Origin of the sequence: Streptomyces sp. NPDC016459, assembly GCF_040632845.1 — a bacterium.
In the GTDB taxonomy this organism is placed as follows: Bacteria; Actinomycetota; Actinomycetes; order Streptomycetales; family Streptomycetaceae; genus Streptomyces.
This window is the reverse complement of sequence record NZ_JBEYCR010000004.1, coordinates 446,792-465,798: the sequence shown is the minus strand read 5'-3', so window position 1 is coordinate 465,798 and position 19,007 is coordinate 446,792. Positions and strand designations below refer to the sequence as shown.

Genomic DNA, 19,007 nt, shown 5'->3' with positions numbered 1-19,007 from the left:
TGTGCCCCGGAATAGACGAAGCCCCTGGCGCAATAGCGCAAGGGGCTCTTGCACAAAGATGCTACCCGAGGAAGGACCGAGGTGTCGGATCACGACCAGCTGCTGGTCATCGTCGACCCGGTCGCCCGCCGAAGTGACGGCGAGTCCGTACGGATCGCGAAGGATGTGCTGTCCGCGGGCGCGGAGGCGAAGATCTGCCTGCCGGACACCCCAGAGGAATTCTCCCGGGCCCTGGCCCGACGGGGCTCCCGGCGCCTCGTGGTGCTCGGGGACGACCGTGCGCTGTTGCGTACGGTGGCGTTGCTGCACCGGGACCGGGAGCTCGCGGGGGCCGTCCTCTCCCACGTCCCGATAGGCCCTCCGGGCGCCCTGGAAGTCGCCCACGCCCTCGGCGTGCCGCGCTCCACCCCGGCCGCGGCCCGGACGGTCCTCGCCGGGGCGGTGCGACGCCTTGACCTCCTCGTCGACGACAGCGACGGGGTCGTCATCGGCGACCTCCTGGTCCCGGCCGCCCCCGCCCTCTCCTCTGCCCCGTCCGTCTGGGGCACCTGCCGCTCCCTGGTCCGCACCCTGGTCCGCCCGGCCCCGGCGCCCGTCGCCACCCCCACCCACCGGCTCCGGGTGGAGGCCGACGGGGTGCTGCTCACCGACATCGACACCCCGCTGGAGAGCCTGACGGTCCGCTCGGTCGCCGGTGCGGCCGAGGTGACCGTCCACCCCTGGTCCGCCCCGCCCCGGCACACCACCGCCGCCGTCCTCACGGTCTCGGGCCCCGACTTCCGCTACCGCGCGGACAACCACCTCAGGGGCCCGGTCCGCCGCCGCACCTGGACGGCCAGGGCGGGGGCGTGGGGACTGGTCCTGCCGCGGGGCCCCCTCGCGTGAGCTCGGGCCGCTGTCGTCCGGTCGACGGGCTCTCACACCTGCACCAGCAGTTCCTCGAAGCCCCGGATGACGTAGCCCGGTTTCCGGACCGGTTCAGCCGCGAGGGTCAGGTGTGGGGCCCGGGTCAGTAGCTCGGTGAAGACGGCGGTCAGTTCGAGGCGGGCCAGGGGGGCGCCCAGGCAGTAGTGGATGCCGGCGCCGAAGGTGACGTGGGGGTTGTCCGTGCGGGTGAGGTCGAGGGTGCCGGCGGTGGGGCCGAAGCGGGCCGGGTCGCGGTTGGCGGAGCCGAAGAGGAGGGCGACCTCGGAGCCGCGCGGAAGGGTCACCTCGCCGAGCTCGATGTCGTCGAGGACCCAGCGTTCGAACATCTGGAGCGGGGTGTCGTAGCGCAGAAGTTCTTCCACAGCTGTGGACAACTTCTCCGGATCCGGACGGACGCCCTCCTGCAGGAGCGTCCACCAGCCGTTGACCGTCGTGTTCACCGTGGCCTCGTGGCCCGCGTTCAGGAGCAGCACACAGGTGGAGATCATCTCCTGTTCGGTCAGCTCCTCCACCGCGATCAGGGACGAGATCAGATCGTCCCCCGGCTCCCGGCGCCGCCGCGCGATCAGCCCCCTCAGGTAGTCCGAGAACTCGATCGAGGCCCCGACCGCCCGCCGCGCCGCCTCCTCCGTCGGATTCAGCTCGAACATCCCGCAGATCGCCGCCGACCAGGGCCGCAGCCGCGCCCGCTCCTCGTCCTCCTCCGGTACGCCGAGCATCTCGGCGATCACCGCCACCGGGAGCGGCTCGGCGACCGAGGCGAGCAGGTCGCCGCCGCCCGCCGCGACCAGGTCCCCGACCAGACCGGCGGCGAGCCGCCGTACCGTCGGCGCCAGGTTCTCCACCGTCCTCGGCGTGAACGCCTTCGACACCAGCCGCCGGATCCGCGTGTGGTCGGCCGCCTCCAGATCGAGCAGCCCGTGGTCGTTCAACGTGTGGAACGGCTCGTGCGCGGCGGCCGGCGGCTCCTGCCCGAACTCCTCGTGCGTGAAGCGATGGGTGTACGTACGTCCGAGCCGCCGGTCCCGCAGGAGCGCCGACACGTCCTCGTGGTGCGGGATCAGCCACTGGCGGGTGGGGGCGAACCAGTACGCGCGGCCGGTGGCCCGGAGCCGGGCGTACGCGGGGTACGGATCGGCGACGAAATCGGCGGACCAGGGGTCGAAGGCGGTCTCGGTGGCGTCCATGGCGTCCATGACCGGACGCTACCGTTTCGAGCCGCGTCAGCCGCCGGCCTCGTACCGGAGCCGGGCTCGTACGGACCGCGTCAGCCGCCGACCCGTACCAGGCCCGCCTCGTACGCGAACACCGCCGCCTGCGTCCGGTCCCGTAGCGCCAGCTTCACCAGGATCCGGCTCACGTGGGTCTTGATCGTGGACTCGGCGACGACGAGATGGTCGGCGATCTCGGCGTTCGACAGGCCCTGGGCGATGAGGACGAGCACCTCCGTCTCCCGCTCCGTCAGCTCCCCGATCCGCGCCATCGCCGGCGGGCGCGGGGAGCTGCCCGGCGCCTTCGCGAACTCGGTGATCAGCCGCCTGGTGACGGTCGGCGCGAGCAGCGCCTCGCCGGCCGCGACGACCCGTACGCCCTCCGCGAGCTGCCGGGCCGAGGCGTCCTTGAGGAGGAAGCCGGAGGCCCCCGCGCGCAGCGCCTGGTACACGTACTCGTCCAGGTCGAAGGTGGTCAGGACCAGCACCTTCGCCTCCGCGTCGGCGGCGACGATCTCCCGGGTGGCGTCGATGCCGTTCAGCTCGGGCATGCGGATGTCCATGAGGACCACGTCCGGGTGGAGCGCCGCGACCTGCGCGACGGCCTCCCGGCCGTTGACCGCCTCCCCGACGACCTCGATGTCCGGCATCGCGCCGAGCAGCACCGAGAAGCCCTCACGGACCATGATCTGGTCGTCGACGATCAGTACGCGGATCACTTCGCTGCCTCCTCACGGCTGACGGGGATGAACGCCGCCACCTCGTAGCCGCCGTCGCCGGTCTCCTCGGCCGTCATCTCACCGCCCAGCATCGTCACCCGCTCCCGCATCCCGGTGATGCCGTGCCCGGCGCCCGGCGAGGGCTTCACCAGCCCGCGCGCCGGGCCGTTGGCGATCCGCAGCCCGAGCCCGCCGAGGACATAGCTGACCTCGACCTTCGCCGCCGCGCCCGGCGCGTGCCGCAGCACGTTCGACAGGGCCTCCTGGACGATCCGGTACGCGGAGAGCTCCACGCCCTGCGGCAGCTCCCGCACCGCGCCGGTGACCGTCTTGTCGACGGCGAGCCCGGCCTCGGCGACGTTGCGGACGAGGGCGTCCAGGTCGCCGAGGGTCGGCTGCGGGGCGTCGGGCGCCTCGTAGTCCTCCGCGCGGACGACTCCGAGGATGCGGCGCAGCTCGGTCAGCGCGGCCACCGCGTTCTCGCGGATGGTGCGGAAGGCCTGTTCGAGCTCCGGCGGCGGGTTCTCCACCCGGTACGGGGCGGCCTCCGCCTGGATCGCGACCACCGACATGTGGTGGGCGACGACGTCGTGCAGCTCGCGGGCGATGGTGGTGCGCTCCTCCAGGACGGTCCGCTTGGAGATCTCCTGGGCCGTGACGGTCTGCTGCGCGGTGACCTCGCGGTCGGCCTGGCGGCGGACCTGGATCACGGTGACGGTGAGCAGGACCAGGGCCGCGACGAAGAGCAGCGGGACGGAGTCGGAGCTGCGTCCCACGCCGAGGAAGATCTCGGCGAAGAGGCAGTAGCCCGCCGTCATGAGCCACATCCAGCCGGCGGTGCGGGGCCGGGTGCGGGCGGCGACCACGGCGAGGACGACCAGGTGCGCGGCGAACGAGTTCTCGGCCCAGGGCCAACCGCCCCCGAAGCCGCCGAGGGCCCCCACGACGGGGGTCGAGGCGAGCGAGACCCAGAAGGCGAAGACCGGCCGGACCAGGGTGAGCAGCACGATCGCGGCCGGGACGCAGGTGATCAGGAGCGCCGGCAGGCCGAAGCTGTAGTAGATGCGGTCGTACCCGACGGCGAAGACGATCACCGCGCAGAACGCGACGAACGCGTGCGGCAGCAGCCCCGTGTACGCGCGTATCCGCTTCGGCAGGAAGCGCGTCGGCCCGCTGTGCACGTCCATGCGCGCCAGCGGCCGGTAGGCGAGGGCGTCGTGGAACAGTTCCTGGCGCAGCCCGCCGAGCGCCGCCTGCACCAGGCGGAACTCGGGGCTGCGGCTTGCCTCGGTGGGCTGTGTCTGGGTCACGGGAACCACGGTACGGGCGGCGGGGGACCCGGTCGTCCCGCTGGATGCGGATCCTTCCGGGTCCCTCCTGAGGACTAGGAGGGACCCGGAGGCGGGCCTAGGCGACGCTGTTGAAGCGGGTGCCCTCGCCCGCGTACAGCGACGTCGTCCAACGGCTGAAGGGGGCGTTGACGACGCCCGTCGAGCGGTAGGCGTAGGTGGCGCCCGACCCGTAGGCGATCAGGTCCGGGCGCCCGTCGTTGTCGAGGTCGCCGGCGCCGACGAGCTGGGAGAAGACGCCCCAGCCGCCGCCGATCCGCACGCGGGAGGTGAAGCCGCCGCGGCCGTCGCCCTGGTGCAGCCAGAGGACGCCGGCCGTGTCCCGCGCGACCAGGTCCCCGGCGGCCGTGCCCGCGATGTTCCCGACGGCGGTGACCTGGTTGTAGACCTGCCAGCCGCCGGCGACCTTCACCCGGGGAGCGAAGGGCTTCGCGTAGCTGCCGGTGCCCTTGTAGAACCACAGGTACCCGGCGCTGTCCGTGGCCACCAGGTCGGCGCGGTTGTCACCGTCGAGGTCCGAGCCTCCGCTGATCTTGTTGTAGACCTGCCAGCCGGTGCCGACCTGCACCCGGGGGGCGAACGTGCCGTCGCCCTTGCCCAGGTGGAGCCACTGCACGCCGGAGCCGTCGACGGCGATCAGATCGCCGTGGGCGGCACCGCCCACGGTGCCGACGGCCTCGATCTGCTTGTACGCCCCCCAGCCCGCGCCGACACGGGTGCGCCCGGCGACGTCGACCTGGCTGTTGTCCGGACGGTCCCGCAGGTCGTCGCGCCACAGCACGCCGGAGGCGTCCCGGGCGAGGACGTCGGTGGAGCCGTTGTCGTTGTAGTCGTGCGGGTTCGCCGTGCGCACGACGTTCGTGAACCAGCCCTGGTAGGCGGGCTCGCCGACGCCGTCGAGCGGCGTCGCCTCGGCCTCCACGGCGTACTTGCCGTTCGGCGCGTCCACGTCCCCGGCCGCCGTCTCGATGACGCCGTCCCACGCGAAGGAGAACAGGGTGCCACTCGCGGGCGCGGTAAGGCGCTTCGTGAACTCCTTGCCCGTGGCGACGTGCGTGAGCGTGACGTCCAGGGAGGCGTCGCGGCGCGACAGCGTCCAGCCCAGGGTCACCTCGCCGCCGGTCCTGTCGAGTTCCGCCACGTCGGGGACATGGACCTGGTCGATGACCAGCGGGATCTCCACCGGGCCCGTCTCCGCCACCTTGGTGACCGTCGGGGTGCCGTCGGCCGCGGCCGTGACGCGGAACAGCCCGTCGCCGTCGTCGGTCCGGCTGCCGTGCAGCACCACGCTGCCGTCGGCCGCGGCCGCCACGCCGGCCGCGCGGTCGGCGAGGTCACGGGTCTCGCCGGTGACCAGGGAGCGCGCCCGGACGGGCGTCGAGGGGTTGCCGTAGACCAGCCAGTCGCCCACGAGCCCGTGGTACCACCCGTCGCCGCGGGCGCCCAGCACGGTCTGCTTCTGCTCGCCCGTCGCGCGATCCGCGGACGTGACGTACAGCCCGAGGCCGGACTTCCAGTCGACCCAGGCCACGTGCGAACCGGAGAACATCAGGCTGGTGAAGTCGTACCCGGACTCGACGGAGGGGTACGTCTCGGACACCGTCCCCGCCGCAAGGTCGATCAGTGCCCGGCCGCCGGTCCGCGCGTCCTGCGGACCCGTCGCGTACCCGACGAGGACGTGACCGTCCCGAACCTCCGAGCCGGTGAACTCGGTGGCGTCCGCGGGCAGGCCCGCGATCTCGCGGCTGGTCGTCGTGGTGCCGTTCTTGGTCACGACGTGGAGTTCGGCCGTGCCGTCCTCCTTCGTCACCTGCGCGAGCACGCTCGTGGGGCTCAGCACGGCGACGTAGTTCCCGTTCAGCGCCCCGAGGTCGATGTCCACGCCCGGGGCGGACGGGTCGGCCATGTCGCGCAGGGTGAGCGACCGCATCTCGCCGGTCCAGCTCGCGTCGCCGAGGACGACCACGTCACTGCCGGCCAGGGTGAAACCGCCGCCTTCGGGCTGCTGGAGCGGGGTCGGCGTTCCCCCGTCGTACGGGGTCCAGAGCAGGTTCCGGGTCCCGTCCTGGGCGAAGGAGTAGGTGAGGAAGCCGGTGGTGCCGGTGCCCGCGAGATCGGATCCCTCGGGGAAGACCGGAAGCGCGGCGAGCTGATCTGCCGAGCCCGGGGCGGGAGCCGGGGCCGAAGGGGCCGCGAAGGCCGCCGGGGCGGTGGCCAGTGTGCCGGCGCCGACGGCCGTGGCCGCGAGGACGGCGGTGACGGCCAGGGCGAGACGGGTGCTGCGGAACTGCAAGGTGAACCCCCACGAGAAGATCGGACACGGGAGTGCCGTGCCCGATGAGACTCGTGATCGGTTCGAAGGGTTGTACGGGAGGTTCGGGGTCACCAGGCCAGTTGGGTGAGTTCTTCCGCCACCACCGCGCACGCGTCCGCCGACGGGTCGATCAGGGGGAAGTGTCCGACGTCCTCGAGGAGCGTCAGGCCCACCGTCTCGCCCGCCGCGGCCGCCGCCTCCGCGTACGCGTCCGCCACCGGGTACGGCACGTCCAGGTCCTCCCGGCCCTGCACGAGCGTCGTCGCGATCCCGGTCGGGAGCAGGGCCGAGGGGTCGGCGTACGCGGCCCGCTCCTCGTACGTGGACGGGCCGCCGAGGAGTTCGGTGACCGCCCCGCCGCAGACGCCCAGCTCGACGGCCCGCCCGAAGTGGGCGATGGGGGCGAGGGCGACGACACCGCGCAGCGGGGGCGGGGCGGGCAGGCGCCACGGGGAGCCGGCGGGCAGCACGTGCCGGGCGGCGGCCCACAGGGCGAGCTGGCCGCCCGCCGAGTGCCCGGTGAGCACGATCCGGCCGGTGTCGGCCGCCGGCAGGTGCGCGGCGGCGAGCGCCGGGACCGCGTCGAGCGCGGCGGCCACGTCGTCGAAGGTCTCCGGCCAGCGCCCGGCGACCGGGGCCGCTCCGCCCTGCCGGGGGATGTCGCTGCCGCGCCGGTACTCGACGTTCGCCACGGCGAAGCCCCGGCGGGCCAGGAAGTCCACGAACGGGGTCAGGTGCCGCCGGTCGTACGGGGCCCGCCAGGCGCCGCCGTGCAGGGCGACGACGAGCGGCGCCCGGGTCGCTCCGCCGCGCGGGGCGTAGAAGTCGATCACCTGGTCCGGGTGCTCGCCGTACGGGGCGGAGGCGTCGGGGGCGACGGCCGGGTGCGAGAACGCGGAGGCCTCTTCTGCGGCACCGCGCGCGGCGGGGTCCGGCATGCTGTTCCAACCTCTCGGATACGCGGCCGAATTGGCCTGACCTGCGGGGACGGTACCAGGCGTCCAGCTCCCCGCAGTTCAGGTGATCATCGGACCGTCACACCTCAGGAGGCGAGGTCGGCCAGGACCTCCGAGAGGACCCGCGCCGCGCGTTCCGCGTCCTGGAACCCGACGTACAGCGGGGTGAAGCCGAACCGCAGCACGTCCGGCCTGCGCAGGTCGCCCACGACTCCGCGCCGGATCAGCTCCGCCATGACGGCGGAGGCGTTCTCGCAGGCCAGCGCGATCTGGCTGCCGCGCTCCTCGTGCGCCTCCGGGGTCACGGAGCGGACGCGGCCCTCCGGTACGTACGCCCGCACGCACTCCAGGAAGAAGTCCGTGAGCGCGAGGGACTTGGCCCGTACGTCCTCGATCGCGACCCCGTCCCAGACGTCCAGCGACGCTTCGAGGGCCAGCAGGGAGAGGATGTCGGGCGTGCCGACCCGGCCCCGCAGGGCGCCCGCCGCCGCCTCGTACCCGGGGGTCATGGCGAACGGGTCGGCGTGCGAGTTCCAGCCGGGGAGCGGCGAGTCGAAGGCGGCCTGGTGGCGTTCGGCGACGTACAGGTAGGCCGGCGAACCGGGCCCGCCGTTCAGGTACTTGTACGTGCAGCCGACGGCCAGGTCGACCCCGTGCGCGTCCAGGCCGACGGGCAGGGCGCCCGCGCTGTGGCACAGGTCCCAGACGGCGAGCGCGCCCGCCGCGTGCAGCGCGGCCGTGATTCCGGGCAGGTCCCGGAGGCGGCCGGTGCGGTAGTCGACGTGGTTGACGAGCGCGAGGGCCGTGCGGTCGCCCACCGCGTCCGCCATGGCGGCCGGGTCGCACGCCACGATCCGGTGGCCCGTCATCCGGGCGGCCGACTCCGCGATGTACCCGTCCGTGGGAAAGGTCGTCGCGTCGACGAGGATCTCGTCCCGGCCTTCGCCGCTCAGTCGGGCCGCCGCGACGACCGCCTTGAAGACGTTCACGCTGGTCGAGTCGCCGGCCACGATCTGTCCCGCGGCGGCGCCGACGATCGGCGCGATCCGGTCGCCGACCCGCTCGGGCGCGGTCCACCAGCCGGACTCGTCCCAGGAGCGGATGCGCAGCTCGCCCCACTCGCGGGTGATGACGTCGGCCATGCGGGCGGGGACGTGGGCGGGCAGGGCGCCGAGGGAGTTGCCGTCGAGGTAGACGGTGTCCGCGTCGAGGGCGAACTTCTCGCGGTGATCGGCGAGGTCGTCGGCCGCGTCGAGGGCGCGGGCCCGGTCCCTGAGGAGGTCAGACATGGCTGCGCGCCGTCCACAGCTCGGGGAACACGTTCTTCTGGGCCCGCTTCTCCAGCCAGGCCACTCCCGCCGAGCCGCCGGTGCCGGTCTTCGCACCCATCGCCCGGCGGGTCGCCACCAGGTGGTCGTTGCGCCAGCGCCAGACCAGTTCCGCGACGTCGCTGAGGGCCTCGCCGAGCCGGACGAGCTCGCCGTTCTGGTCGGCGTCCGTGTAGATCCCGGCCCAGACCGCCTCGACCTCGGGGGACGGCTCGTACCGCTGCGACAGGTCACGGCCGAGGACCGCGGCGGGGACGGGCAGGCCGCGGCGGGCGAGGAACGCGAGGACCTCGTCGTACAGGCTCGGTTCCTGGAGCGCCTTCTCCAGCTCGGCGTGGACGCGGGGCGCGCCCCGGTGCGGGACGAGCATCGACGCGGACTTCTCGCCGAGCAGGAACTCCATCCGCCGGTACATCGCGGACTGGAAGCCGGAGCCCTCGCCGAGCGCGGACCGGTAGGCGTTGAACTGGGCGGGGGTGAGCTGGGCGAGCGGGCGCCAGGAGTGGTTCAGGGCCTCCAGCTCGCGCACGGAGCGCTTGAGCGCGTCCATCGCGACGGGGACGCGGTCCTCGCGCAGGGCGCGGCTCGCGGTCTCCCACTCGTGGACGATCACCGTGAACCACAGCTCCATGACCTGGGTGGTGACCAGGAAGACCATCTCGCCCGGGTCGTCCGAGCGGAGGTGCTGGAGGTGGGTGAGGACGTCCGCCTGGACGTAGTCCTCGTACGGTGTCGTGCCGGCGAAGTCGAGATTCGGGTCTTCGGTGACCGAATCGGCTCCGGAATCGGGAGAACCCGGGAAGAGTGACATTTCTGTCTCCTCGATACGAACTACCGGGTAGCGGTCTGCTCCACCGTGTCCGCGTCGTTCCGTGCGGCACGGGAGCCCCGGTCCCCTCGGGAGGCGCGCTTCGTCGCGCGACGTCCCAAGCGCATCATGACACGATCGGCCCGGTGATGTAGATCCCGTCTTCGTCATACGGAAACGCGTTCGATCTGCAGCCATTCAGGCCCTTGATCTGCTGCATCATGGCGGGCGCGAGCCTGCCCGGACCCGGGCAGCCGAGGTGCTGCCGGATGCCGATCTCGTGCCCGACCTCGTGGTTGATGATCAGGTGCCGGTACTCGGCGGGCTCCCCCGCGAAGGTGGGCGAGCCGAGCATCCAGCGTCTGAGGTTCACCACGACACCGTCGGTCGTCTCGCAGTTCAGCTCGCCGCGGGTGTCGAGGCCCTGCCGGGCGCAGAGGGCGTCGGCGGTGTCCGGGGTGGCGATCCGGATGACGAAGTCGGCGTTCTCCGAGACCAGCTGGAACCGGCCCCTGCCGTGCGCGGCCCAGCCGCGCGGATGGGCCAGGATCCGCTGGATCTCGGCGGCCGTCCCGCGCGCCGAGAGCGCGATGCCGTCCTCGACCTGCACCCGGTAGCGGCGCAGCTCACCGCTGTCGCCGACCGCCTCGCCCGAGGCCTGCGCGGTGGTGAAGGTCCCGGCGCCGGACTGCGGCACCACGGGCTTCACAGGGGTGGGCTTGGGCTCGGCCTTGGGCTCGACGGGCGGGGCCGGCCCGGGTTTCGGCTTCACGGGCGGGGTCGGCCCGGGTTTCGGCTTCGTGGCCCGGGGGGCCGGGGTGGCCGATTTCGGAGCCGGGGCCGGGGAAGCGGTCGCCGGGGGCGGCGCGGTGACGGGGGCGGGGGCCGCGGCCGCCGAGTCGTTCGACCCCGGACCGTTGAAGTGGGCGAGGGCCACGCCCGCGCCGAGCGCGAGCGTCATCAGGACCAGGGCCGGCAGCGCGAGCCGGCGCGCGGAGCCGCGTCCGTCCCGGCCCCTCCGCCGGCTCGGCGGTCGTCGCCGTCCTGCGGGTGCGGCACGCTCGGCCACGACAGCCTTCTCCCCTGCGTCGGCCGGCGGTGGGGGAGAGGAGGTCGGGCCTCGGTACCGGCGTCTTCGGTCTGCGGTTCCCGGGATCGTACCGGCCCAGTCGAACAACATCGAACATCTGGGAGACGCTGGCCGGATTTCCCCCCTGACCCACGCTCGGGCAGGGGGAAAACACGGAGGCGTCAGGACGACGTCAGCCGAGCGTCTCCGCCGCGGTCTCCGAGGAGTCCCGCAGGAACGTCGTGCAGCGCTCGTACTCGTCCTTCTCACCGATCTCGCCGGCCGCGCGGGCCAGCGAGTGCAGCGCGCGCAGGAAACCCCGGTTCGGCTCGTGCTCCCACGGCACCGGACCGTGGCCCTTCCAGCCGTTGCGGCGCAGCGAGTCGAGGCCGCGGTGGTAGCCGGTACGGGCGTAGGCGTACGACTCGACGACCGAGCCGCGCTCGTACGCGTCGTCGGCGAGCTGGGCCCAGGCGAGCGAGGAGGTCGGGTACTTCGCGGCGACGTCCGCGGGCGCCGTACCGTTCGCGAGCAGCTCGCGCGGACCCGGGTCGTCGGGCAGGAGGGTGGGGGCCGGTCCCCCCAGAAGGTTCTCGTGGATGGCCATGGGGTCAGTCTGCCTCAGTCACGGCGGCCCGAAGGCCCCGCCCGGGACTCCCGCCCCGCCTCTCCCCCACCGGGCTCCCGCTCACGCCGCCGCGTCCCGCCGCCTCTCCCCCACCGGGCTCCCCTTCACGCCGCCGCGTCCCGCCGCCTCTCCCCCACCCGGCTCTCCTTCACGCCGACGCGTCCCGCTCCCCCGGTTCCAGCGGCGGCGACGTCACCCCGCAGTGCACCCGGCACCCCGGATGGCAGCCCGCCCGCGCCGGGGTGCGCATCGTCGTCCAGGCGAGCACCGCGCCCACCACCAGGATCCCCGCGCACATCGGCATCGCCCGTCGGAACGTGTCCCCGAACTCCGCCGCCGAGCGGTACGCCTCCGGGCCCATCCCCGCCAGCATCGGCAGCGCCGCCACCGCCAGCAGCCCGGCCGCCCGCGCCGCCGCGTTGTTGATACCGCTCGCGAGGCCCGCCCGCGCCACGTCCACCGAGGCTAGGACGGTCGCGGTCAGCGGGGCGACCAGGGCCGTCATCCCGAGCCCGAGCACCAGCAGGGCGGGCAGCACGTCCCGTACGTACGAGGCGTCCTCACCGACCCGCAGCATCAGGAGCATCCCCGCGGCGCACAGCAGCGGCCCCACGGTGAGCGGGATCCGGGGGCCGATCCGCTCCCCCAGCTCCCCGGACTTCGCCGAGAGCAGCAGCATGAGGACGGTCGTGGGCAGCAGGGCCGTACCGGCGCCGAGGGCCGAGTAGCCGGACACCACCTGGAGCTGGAGGGCCGCCAGGAAGAAGAAACCGCCGAACGCCGCGTACACGCAGAGCGTGACCAGGTTGACCGCCGTGAAGATGCGGGACGCGAAGATCGACGGCGGCACCATCGCGGACCCGCCGCGCCGCCGCTCCACCACCACGAACCCGGCCCCGACGACGATCCCGGCCGCCCCCGCCCACCAGGCCTCACCGATCAGCCCGTACGTCACGAACGCGAGCGCCGCCGCGCCCAGGACCGCGCCGAGGACGTCGAACCGGCCGCGCGCGGTCTCGTCGCGCGACTCCGGCACGTGCCGCAGGGCGACCGGTACGCAGAGGGCGGCGAGCGGCACGTTGAGCAGGAACACCCACCGCCAGCCGGGGCCGTCCACCAGCCAGCCCCCCACGAACGGGCCGATCGCCGCGCCGACCCCGCCGAAGCCGGACCAGAGCCCGACCGCCCTGGCCCGGTCGTCCTCGTGGAAACTGGCCTGGATCAGCGCGAGCGACCCGGGCGTGAGCAGCGCCCCGCCGACGCCCTGGAGGGCGCGGGCGGCGATCAGCACCCCGGCGTTCGGCGCGAGCCCGCACAGCAGCGAGGCGAGCGCGAACCACACCACCCCGATCACGAAGACCCGGCGCCGCCCGTACCGGTCACCGAGTGCCCCGCCGAGCAGGATCAGCCCGGCCAGCGTCAGCATGTACGCGTTGACCGTCCACTGGAGCGCGCCGAGGTCGGCGTCGAGGTCCTCCCCGATGTGCGGCAGGGCGACGTTGACGACGGTGGAGTCGAGCAGCGCCATCCCCGAGCCGAGGACGGTCGTGAACAGGATCCACCGCCCGGTCCCCGAGGCCATCCGCACGTCCCGCTCTCCCATGCCTGCATGGTCCCGCGAACGACGGAGCCCCGCCCGCCGGAATCCGAGGAGACGGCGGACGGGGCAGCGGTGACCGACGGGTCAGCGGGTGATGTTGAAGTACTTCCACGCGCCGTGGACCGTGGTGTTCACGTTGTCGCCGGAGACGCCGTCCACGTACGCCGTGCGGACCCGGGCGCGGATGCCGGCCGCTCCCGCGCCGTCGAACACGACGTACGCCATGCCGCCGCTGTTCAGCCGGACGAAGTCCTCGGAGCCGGTGCGCCAGGCGCCCGCGTACCAGACCTGGACCTCGTACTTGGTCTCGCGGCCCGGGTACGGGTTGTTCCACGCGGTGACCAGCACGTCGCCGGTCTGGTGGTACGACTGGTACCAGATGGTGCCGATCTTCGACCACTTGTAGTGCCGGGACAGCGAGGTCGCCACGCCGGCCCGGGTGTACACGGTCGACCCGACGTAGGCACTGCCGGAGCGGGTGTCACCGGCGAAGTACGCGGTCACCCAGGCGTCGCGGGTCATCCTGGTCGTCACCGACAGCTTGCCCGCCGAGTTGACCGTGCCGCGCTTGAGCAGCCGCTTGGGCTCCGTCCCGTACGGGTCGGCCCAGATCTCCACCACCCGGTTCCGGTACGACCAGCCGAGGGACGCCGTGTACGTCACGTCGGTGCCGTAGTTGACGGTGAGCCTGTTCCGGTCCAGCGTCAGCGGGGTCTTGAACGGGGTCACCTTGACGACCGCCGTGCCGCTCGCGCCCACGTGCGTGGCGTCGCCCGTGTACGCCACCCTGTACGTGACGTTCCCCGCCGCGGTCGGGGTGTCGGCGAACGAGAACGTGCCGTTCGCCCCGAGCTTCCTCGTCCCGAGCGCCTTGCCCTTCGGGAACTCGGCGTCGTACCGCGTCACGGTGAGCGGCGTGCCGGCCGGCAGCCCCAGCGTCGCCGCGACCGTGCCGGAGACGGTGACCGGCTTGAGGACCGCCACGGTGGCCGGGACCTTCACGGTGACCGTCGGCAGGGACTTGGTGGGCGTGTCCAGGACGTGCAGGCGGACGCTGTTGCCGCTGGAGGCCGAGGTCACCGCGAACAGGCGGCTGCCGCCCGGCTCCCAGGCGAGGGCACTCTGGGCGAGGCCGTCACCGCCGCTGCTGGTCCCGGTGCTGGGGAAGTCGTACTGCCGCACGGCCTTCGTCTCGCCCGGCCGGTAGACGAACACGTCCGGGTTGTACGGGGCGTCGGAGCCGGCCGCCACGGTGCCGTCGGGGGCGACGGCCACGGCGACGCCGTGGTACTCGCTGGCATAGGACGGCAGCTCGGCCATGTCGGTGGTCCGCCACACCCGGTGACGGTTGCCGGCGGTGGCCGTGATGAGCCTGCCGCCGTCCGGGGTGTAGGCGAGGTCGTTGGCCATGCCCACCGAACCGACGTCGGCTGCGGTCCGCGCGGTACGGGTCGCGGTCCCCGTGGACGCGTCGTACGCGCCGACCAGGAACCGGTGGTAGTACGAGGACATCGCCGCGAAGGCGTTCGGGTCCGTCGGCGAGGAGACGAGCCTCGGGGCGCCCGAGTAGCGCAGCTCGGAGTCCTGGGCCAGTGCCACCACGGGTTCGGCACCGGAGGTGTCGACCGACCCGATGTCGCCGTGGTCGCCGTTGCCGTAGCCGAACCAGATCTTGCCGCCCGCGAGAGCGACGTACTGCGGGTCGGTGCCCTCGCCCGTGGCGTACCGGGCCCGCTCGGTCACGGCCTGCGCGTCGAGGGCGACGACGGCGTCGGCGCCCGGGACCGCGGCGTACAGGCTCCCCGCGTCGGCGGAGAGCGCGAGCCCCGTGACCCCGGGCAGGCCGGTGACGGTGCTCAGCACCGTGCCCGCGAAGTCGGTCGCGACGACCTTCCCGAGGTACGGGTCGCTGATGAAGATCTTCCTGTGGACACCGTCCACCACCATGTCGCCCACGGACGACATCGGAAGGGCCTTACTGCTGTCGGCGGCCGCCTGGCCCGCCGTGCCCGCGACCAGCGCCGCGGAGCTGACAAGGACCGCGAGCGACGTCGCGGCCGAGAGAGTGCGCTTGCGCACGATGAAAGAGCCCCCCAAAGGCATGGTTCCGGCCCTCGGACTCGGGGCGCGGTGCACGCAGACTAGAACACGCCTGCGACACCCCGCCTCCCGGTATCCGCACCTCGCGTGACCGGGGCCGCAGCCGCCCCCTCAGGACTTCCGCAGCCGCCCCGCCGCCCGGACCAGGGCGTCCACTCCCCGCTCCGCCTTCTCCCGGGGGCAGCCGACGTTGAGCCGGACGAAGCCGGGCGTGCCGTACACCCCGCCCGGCATGATCGCGACCCTCTCCACCCGCACCAGCTCCTCCTGGAGCCGGGCCTCCTCGATGCCCAGCGGCCGGAGGTCGATCCAGGCCAGGTAACCGGCCTGCGGGGGCGTCCAGTCGACCTCCGGAAGGCCCGCCGCGAGGCGCTCCCCGACCATGCTCATCGTGCCCGCCACGTACCCGCGCAGGGCGTCCAGCCAGGCCGCGCCCTGCCGGTACGCCGCGATGTGGGCGGTCAGGGAGAGCACGGCGGGCGAGGCCAGACCCTCGCCCGTCTCCATCCGCCGGACGAAGGCCGCGCGCTCGTCGGGGTCGCCGATCAGCCCGTACGAGCCGGAGAGGGCCGGGAAGTTGAAGGCCTTCGTGCCCGAGGTGACCAGGGCCCAGCGGCGGCCCCGGCCGGCCCGCGCGATCCGGGTCCACGGGATGTGGCGGTGGCCGTCGGTGGTCAGGTCGGCGTGGATCTCGTCGCTGACGACGGCCGCGCCGTGGCGCTCGGCCAGTTCGGCGAAGACGGTGAGCTCCTCTTCCGTCCACACCCGGCCGGTCGGGTTGTGGGGCGAGCAGAGCAGCAGCATCCGGCTGTCCGGCCGGGCCAGCTCCCGTTCGAGGGCTTCGAGGTCCCCGACGGTCACGCCGCGCAGCTCGCGCCCGAGTCCGGCGACGGCCTTGCGGAAGCCGTCGTAGGCGGGGGTGTGCACGACGACCCCGTCGCCGGGTTCCGTCCACATGCGCAGGAGCTGCGAGAGCTGGTTGAGCACGGAGGGCGCGTACACCAGCGCGTCGGTGTCGATCTCGGTGGCGTACCGGCTCGCGTACCAGTGCCGGATCGCCCCACGGAACTCGCCGAGCCGCCAGTCGGTGTAGCCGAACACCCCGTGGTCGACCCGCTCGCGCAGGGCGGCGAGCACCTCGGGCGGGGAGGCGAAGTCCATGTCGGAGATGGTGAACGGAAGCAGGTCGGGCACGCCGAAGCGGTCCGCGATCCCGTCCCACTGGACCGACCAGGTGCCGTGCCGGTCTATCTCACGGTCGAAGTCGTACATCGGGCCTCCCCTCGACACGCGAAGGGCCCGGCACCTGAGAGGTGCCGGGCCCTTCGCTCACACGATCACGTCGTTACTTCAGCTTGGTGCCGGTCGAGCGCAGCGCCGCGCACGCCTCGGTCACGCGGACGGCCATGCCGGCCTCGGCCAGCTTGCCCCAGGTGCGCGGGTCGTAGGTCGACTTGATGCCGACCTCGCCGTCGACCTTCAGGACGCCGTCGTAGTTCTTGAACATGTGGTTGGCCACCGGACGCGTGAACGCGTACTGGGTGTCGGTGTCCAGGTTCATCTTCACGACGCCGTTCTCCAGCGCGGTGGCGATCTCCTCGGCCGTGGAGCCCGAACCGCCGTGGAAGACGAAGTCGAACGGAGAGGCCTTGCCGTACTTCTCGGACACGCCCGCCTGGAGGTCCTTGAGGAGCTCGGGGCGGAGCACGACGTTGCCCGGCTTGTAGACACCGTGCACGTTGCCGAAGGAGGCGGCGAGCAGGTAGCGGCCCTTCTCGCCCAGGCCGAGGGCCTCGGCGGTGCGGAGGGCGTCGTCGACGGTGGTGTACAGCTCGTCGTTGATCTCGTGGGTGACGCCGTCCTCCTCGCCACCGGTCGGGGTGATCTCGACCTCAAGAATGATCTTGGCGGCGGCGGCCTTGGTCAGCAGCTCCTGACCGATGGCCAGGTTGTCGGCCAGGGTCTCGGCGGAGCCGTCCCACATGTGCGACTGGAACAGCGGGTTGCGACCGGCCTTGACGCGCTCGGCGGAGACGTCGAGCAGCGGACGGACGTAACCGTCCAGCTTGTCCTTCGGGCAGTGGTCGGTGTGCAGCGCGACCGTGATGTCGTACTTCGCGGCGACGATGTGCGCGAACTCGGCCAGGGCTACGGCGCCCGTGACCATGTCCTTGTTGTACTGGCCGCCCAGGAACTCGGCTCCGCCGGTCGAGATCTGGATGATGCCGTCGCTCTCGGCCTCCGCGAAGCCGCGCAGAGCAGCGTGCAGGGTCTGGGACGAGGTCACGTTGATGGCCGGGTAGGCGAACTTGCCTGCCTTCGCCCGGTCGAGCATCTCGTTGTAGACCTCGGGGGTTGCGATGGGCATTCGTCCGCTCCTTGTGATGTGCGGGGTGTGTGCGTTGCTGTCCCTGACCTGGGGGCGACGTCATCGTCGACGCCCATCCTTCCAGACTCTCGTCCGGGCTCCCACGGGCATGGCACACCAAGGGGCGGAGTGTTTCACGTGAAACACTCCGCCCCTCGGCGAAAACGCAGGTCAGGACACCTGTCACCAGGGTCAGGTACCTAAGTCACGACTTCGCGGCGGTTACGCCAGGCCGAGATCGGCCAGCTGGTAGCCGGTGAGGTACGTCAGACCCGCCCGGGAGATGGCATCGGCGGCACCCCGGTCCACGATCGTGGCCACGGCGACGACCTCGCCACCGGCCTCGCGAACGGCCTCCACCGCGGTCAGCGGCGAACCGCCGGTGGTCGAGGTGTCCTCGACCACGAGACAGCGACGGCCCTTGACCTCCGTGCCCTCGATCCGGCGCTGCATCCCGTGCGCCTTCTGCGCCTTCCGTACGACGAAGGCGTCGAGGCGCTGCCCGCGCGCGGCGGAGGCGTGCAGCATCGAGGTCGCGACCGGGTCGGCGCCCAGGGTCAGCCCGCCGACACAGTCGAAGTCCAGGTCGGCCGTGAGGTCGAGCATGACCTGACCCACCATCGGCGCGGCCTCGCCGTCCAGCGTGATCCGGCGCAGGTCGATGTAGTAGTCGGCTTCCAGACCCGACGAGAGGGTCACCTTGCCGTGCACCACGGCCTTGTCCTTGATCTGTTGGAGCAGCTCAGCGCGTACGTCAGTCATGCCCCGAGCTTAAAGGGCACTGCTCACAGGCGGCGCCAGCTCCAAGTGCTCTCGACCTCCAGGGGGTCGATCGGGGTGACCAGGCGCGGGTGGGTGTTGAGGCCGTTCGGCGGGCCGGACTGCGGCTCGACGCAGACGGCTTCCTCGGGCTCGTCGTAGATCACGACCCAGGGCTCCCGGCTGGTGACCTTCAGCTCCAGCTCCTCCGGCCAGGTGAGGGTGACATCGACACCGTCGGGCATGCCGAAGCAGTCGTCCCACGGGCCGGGCAGGGGGTCGATCCGACGTCCGGTGGGGAGGTGGTCGTCACCACGCTCCTCCTGCCAGGCGGCGGTGAAACCGATGCGCACGTCCTGGCCGCCCTCGCCGAGGTTGCGCCGGAACCAGGGGTGCCAGCCCGCCTGGGCCGGGAAGGAGTCGTCGTAGGTCTCGATCCCGAAGCGCAGGGTGAGCGAGTCCTCGGCCAGCTCGAAGACCTGCGTCACCGTGCCCTTGTACGGCCAGGGGTCCCCGAGCTCACAGGTGAAGACGGCCTCGGTGTCGGACGTCCTGGCGGTCTTCCAGGCGAGGTCGCGGACGGTGCCGTGGATGGCGTGCGGGGCCGCGTTGACCGGCAGTCGGTGGGTGGTGGCCCCGTTGCGGAAGAGGCCGTTCCCGGTCCGGCCGCACCAGGGCACCATCGGGAAGCTCCCGTACCGCTCACCCTGGCGCAGCACCTCGGTGCCGCCGAGGCGCAGGCTCTCGATCCGGCAGCCGTTCTCGGGGCTGATGGTCAACTCGGCGTCGCCCGCCGTCAGTCGCGTCTGCATGCTCACCCCCCGACCCTAATCGTGCGGGGCCCCCTCCGTGGGCGACCCCTTCCGGACAG

Annotated in this window: 16 protein-coding genes; 1 reads left to right on the top strand and 15 read right to left on the bottom strand. The window is 72.6% G+C overall.

Going from position 1 to position 19,007, the window contains the following annotated elements:
• Window positions 1-81: 81 nt before the first annotated feature.
• Window positions 82-885, top strand: coding sequence for a diacylglycerol kinase (locus ABZ567_RS14550; protein WP_360788698.1), 804 nt, complete (start codon window positions 82-84; stop codon window positions 883-885).
• Window positions 886-917: 32 nt separating this feature from the next.
• Here ABZ567_RS14550 and ABZ567_RS14545 read toward each other — a convergent pair whose 3' ends face one another.
• From ABZ567_RS14545 to ABZ567_RS14475, 15 genes are all read right to left on the bottom strand, one after another.
• On the bottom strand, window positions 918-2,114 hold the full coding sequence (locus tag ABZ567_RS14545) for a cytochrome P450 (protein ID WP_360788837.1): 1,197 nt from the start codon (window positions 2,112-2,114) through the stop codon (window positions 918-920).
• Between the two features lie 80 nt (window positions 2,115-2,194).
• Complete coding sequence (locus tag ABZ567_RS14540; RefSeq protein WP_360788695.1) at window positions 2,195-2,857, bottom strand: response regulator transcription factor; 663 nt, start codon at window positions 2,855-2,857, stop codon at window positions 2,195-2,197.
• Window positions 2,854-4,176 (bottom strand): histidine kinase, encoded by a 1,323-nt coding sequence (locus tag ABZ567_RS14535; protein WP_360788691.1) that lies wholly within the window; start codon window positions 4,174-4,176, stop codon window positions 2,854-2,856. Before ABZ567_RS14535 ends, ABZ567_RS14540 begins: the two co-directional genes overlap by 4 nt.
• A gap of 88 nt (window positions 4,177-4,264) precedes the next feature.
• Window positions 4,265-6,499, bottom strand: coding sequence for a VCBS repeat-containing protein (locus tag ABZ567_RS14530; protein ID WP_360788688.1), 2,235 nt, complete (start codon window positions 6,497-6,499; stop codon window positions 4,265-4,267).
• An 89-nt stretch (window positions 6,500-6,588) separates the two neighbouring features.
• The gene (locus tag ABZ567_RS14525; protein ID WP_360788686.1) at window positions 6,589-7,458 is read right to left on the bottom strand and encodes an alpha/beta hydrolase; all 870 of its coding nucleotides are present in this window, start codon (window positions 7,456-7,458) and stop codon (window positions 6,589-6,591) included.
• A 104-nt stretch (window positions 7,459-7,562) separates the two neighbouring features.
• Window positions 7,563-8,765, bottom strand: a complete 1,203-nt coding sequence (gene kynU, locus ABZ567_RS14520) for a kynureninase (protein WP_360788683.1) — start codon at window positions 8,763-8,765, stop codon at window positions 7,563-7,565.
• On the bottom strand, window positions 8,758-9,615 hold the full coding sequence (locus ABZ567_RS14515) for a tryptophan 2,3-dioxygenase (protein WP_360788680.1): 858 nt from the start codon (window positions 9,613-9,615) through the stop codon (window positions 8,758-8,760). The genes kynU and ABZ567_RS14515 overlap by 8 nt, the downstream gene beginning before the upstream one ends.
• A gap of 124 nt (window positions 9,616-9,739) precedes the next feature.
• The gene (locus ABZ567_RS14510; RefSeq protein WP_360788678.1) at window positions 9,740-10,681 is read right to left on the bottom strand and encodes a DUF3152 domain-containing protein; all 942 of its coding nucleotides are present in this window, start codon (window positions 10,679-10,681) and stop codon (window positions 9,740-9,742) included.
• A 193-nt stretch (window positions 10,682-10,874) separates the two neighbouring features.
• Window positions 10,875-11,288, bottom strand: coding sequence for a DUF3151 domain-containing protein (locus ABZ567_RS14505; protein ID WP_360788675.1), 414 nt, complete (start codon window positions 11,286-11,288; stop codon window positions 10,875-10,877).
• Between the two features lie 169 nt (window positions 11,289-11,457).
• Window positions 11,458-12,912 (bottom strand): MFS transporter, encoded by a 1,455-nt coding sequence (locus tag ABZ567_RS14500; protein ID WP_360788673.1) that lies wholly within the window; start codon window positions 12,910-12,912, stop codon window positions 11,458-11,460.
• Between the two features lie 81 nt (window positions 12,913-12,993).
• The gene (locus tag ABZ567_RS14495; RefSeq protein WP_360788670.1) at window positions 12,994-14,988 is read right to left on the bottom strand and encodes an Ig-like domain repeat protein; all 1,995 of its coding nucleotides are present in this window, start codon (window positions 14,986-14,988) and stop codon (window positions 12,994-12,996) included.
• A 132-nt stretch (window positions 14,989-15,120) separates the two neighbouring features.
• Window positions 15,121-16,281 (bottom strand): MalY/PatB family protein, encoded by a 1,161-nt coding sequence (locus ABZ567_RS14490; protein ID WP_360788667.1) that lies wholly within the window; start codon window positions 16,279-16,281, stop codon window positions 15,121-15,123.
• A 73-nt stretch (window positions 16,282-16,354) separates the two neighbouring features.
• Entirely contained in the window at window positions 16,355-17,377 is a 1,023-nt protein-coding gene (fbaA, locus tag ABZ567_RS14485) for a class II fructose-bisphosphate aldolase (RefSeq protein WP_360788664.1), read from the bottom strand.
• A gap of 222 nt (window positions 17,378-17,599) precedes the next feature.
• Complete coding sequence (gene pyrE, locus ABZ567_RS14480; RefSeq protein ID WP_360788661.1) at window positions 17,600-18,139, bottom strand: orotate phosphoribosyltransferase; 540 nt, start codon at window positions 18,137-18,139, stop codon at window positions 17,600-17,602.
• 23 nt (window positions 18,140-18,162) lie between these two features.
• Entirely contained in the window at window positions 18,163-18,948 is a 786-nt protein-coding gene (locus tag ABZ567_RS14475) for an aldose 1-epimerase (protein ID WP_360788834.1), read from the bottom strand.
• Between the last annotated feature and the right edge of the window lie 59 nt (window positions 18,949-19,007).

What these genes read in the sequence shown, in the direction of transcription:
- pyrE (WP_360788661.1), bottom strand. Translation starts at nt 18,139, where the DNA reads ATGACTGACGTACGCGCTGAGCTGCTCCAACAGATCAAGGACAAGGCC.
- ABZ567_RS14490 (WP_360788667.1), bottom strand. Translation starts at nt 16,281, where the DNA reads ATGTACGACTTCGACCGTGAGATAGACCGGCACGGCACCTGGTCGGTC.
- ABZ567_RS14505 (WP_360788675.1), bottom strand. Translation starts at nt 11,288, where the DNA reads ATGGCCATCCACGAGAACCTTCTGGGGGGACCGGCCCCCACCCTCCTG.
- fbaA (WP_360788664.1), bottom strand. Translation starts at nt 17,377, where the DNA reads ATGCCCATCGCAACCCCCGAGGTCTACAACGAGATGCTCGACCGGGCG.
- ABZ567_RS14545 (WP_360788837.1), bottom strand. Translation starts at nt 2,114, where the DNA reads ATGGACGCCACCGAGACCGCCTTCGACCCCTGGTCCGCCGATTTCGTC.
- ABZ567_RS14500 (WP_360788673.1), bottom strand. Translation starts at nt 12,912, where the DNA reads ATGGGAGAGCGGGACGTGCGGATGGCCTCGGGGACCGGGCGGTGGATC.
- ABZ567_RS14475 (WP_360788834.1), bottom strand. Translation starts at nt 18,948, where the DNA reads ATGCAGACGCGACTGACGGCGGGCGACGCCGAGTTGACCATCAGCCCC.
- ABZ567_RS14515 (WP_360788680.1), bottom strand. Translation starts at nt 9,615, where the DNA reads ATGTCACTCTTCCCGGGTTCTCCCGATTCCGGAGCCGATTCGGTCACC.
- ABZ567_RS14525 (WP_360788686.1), bottom strand. Translation starts at nt 7,458, where the DNA reads ATGCCGGACCCCGCCGCGCGCGGTGCCGCAGAAGAGGCCTCCGCGTTC.
- kynU (WP_360788683.1), bottom strand. Translation starts at nt 8,765, where the DNA reads ATGTCTGACCTCCTCAGGGACCGGGCCCGCGCCCTCGACGCGGCCGAC.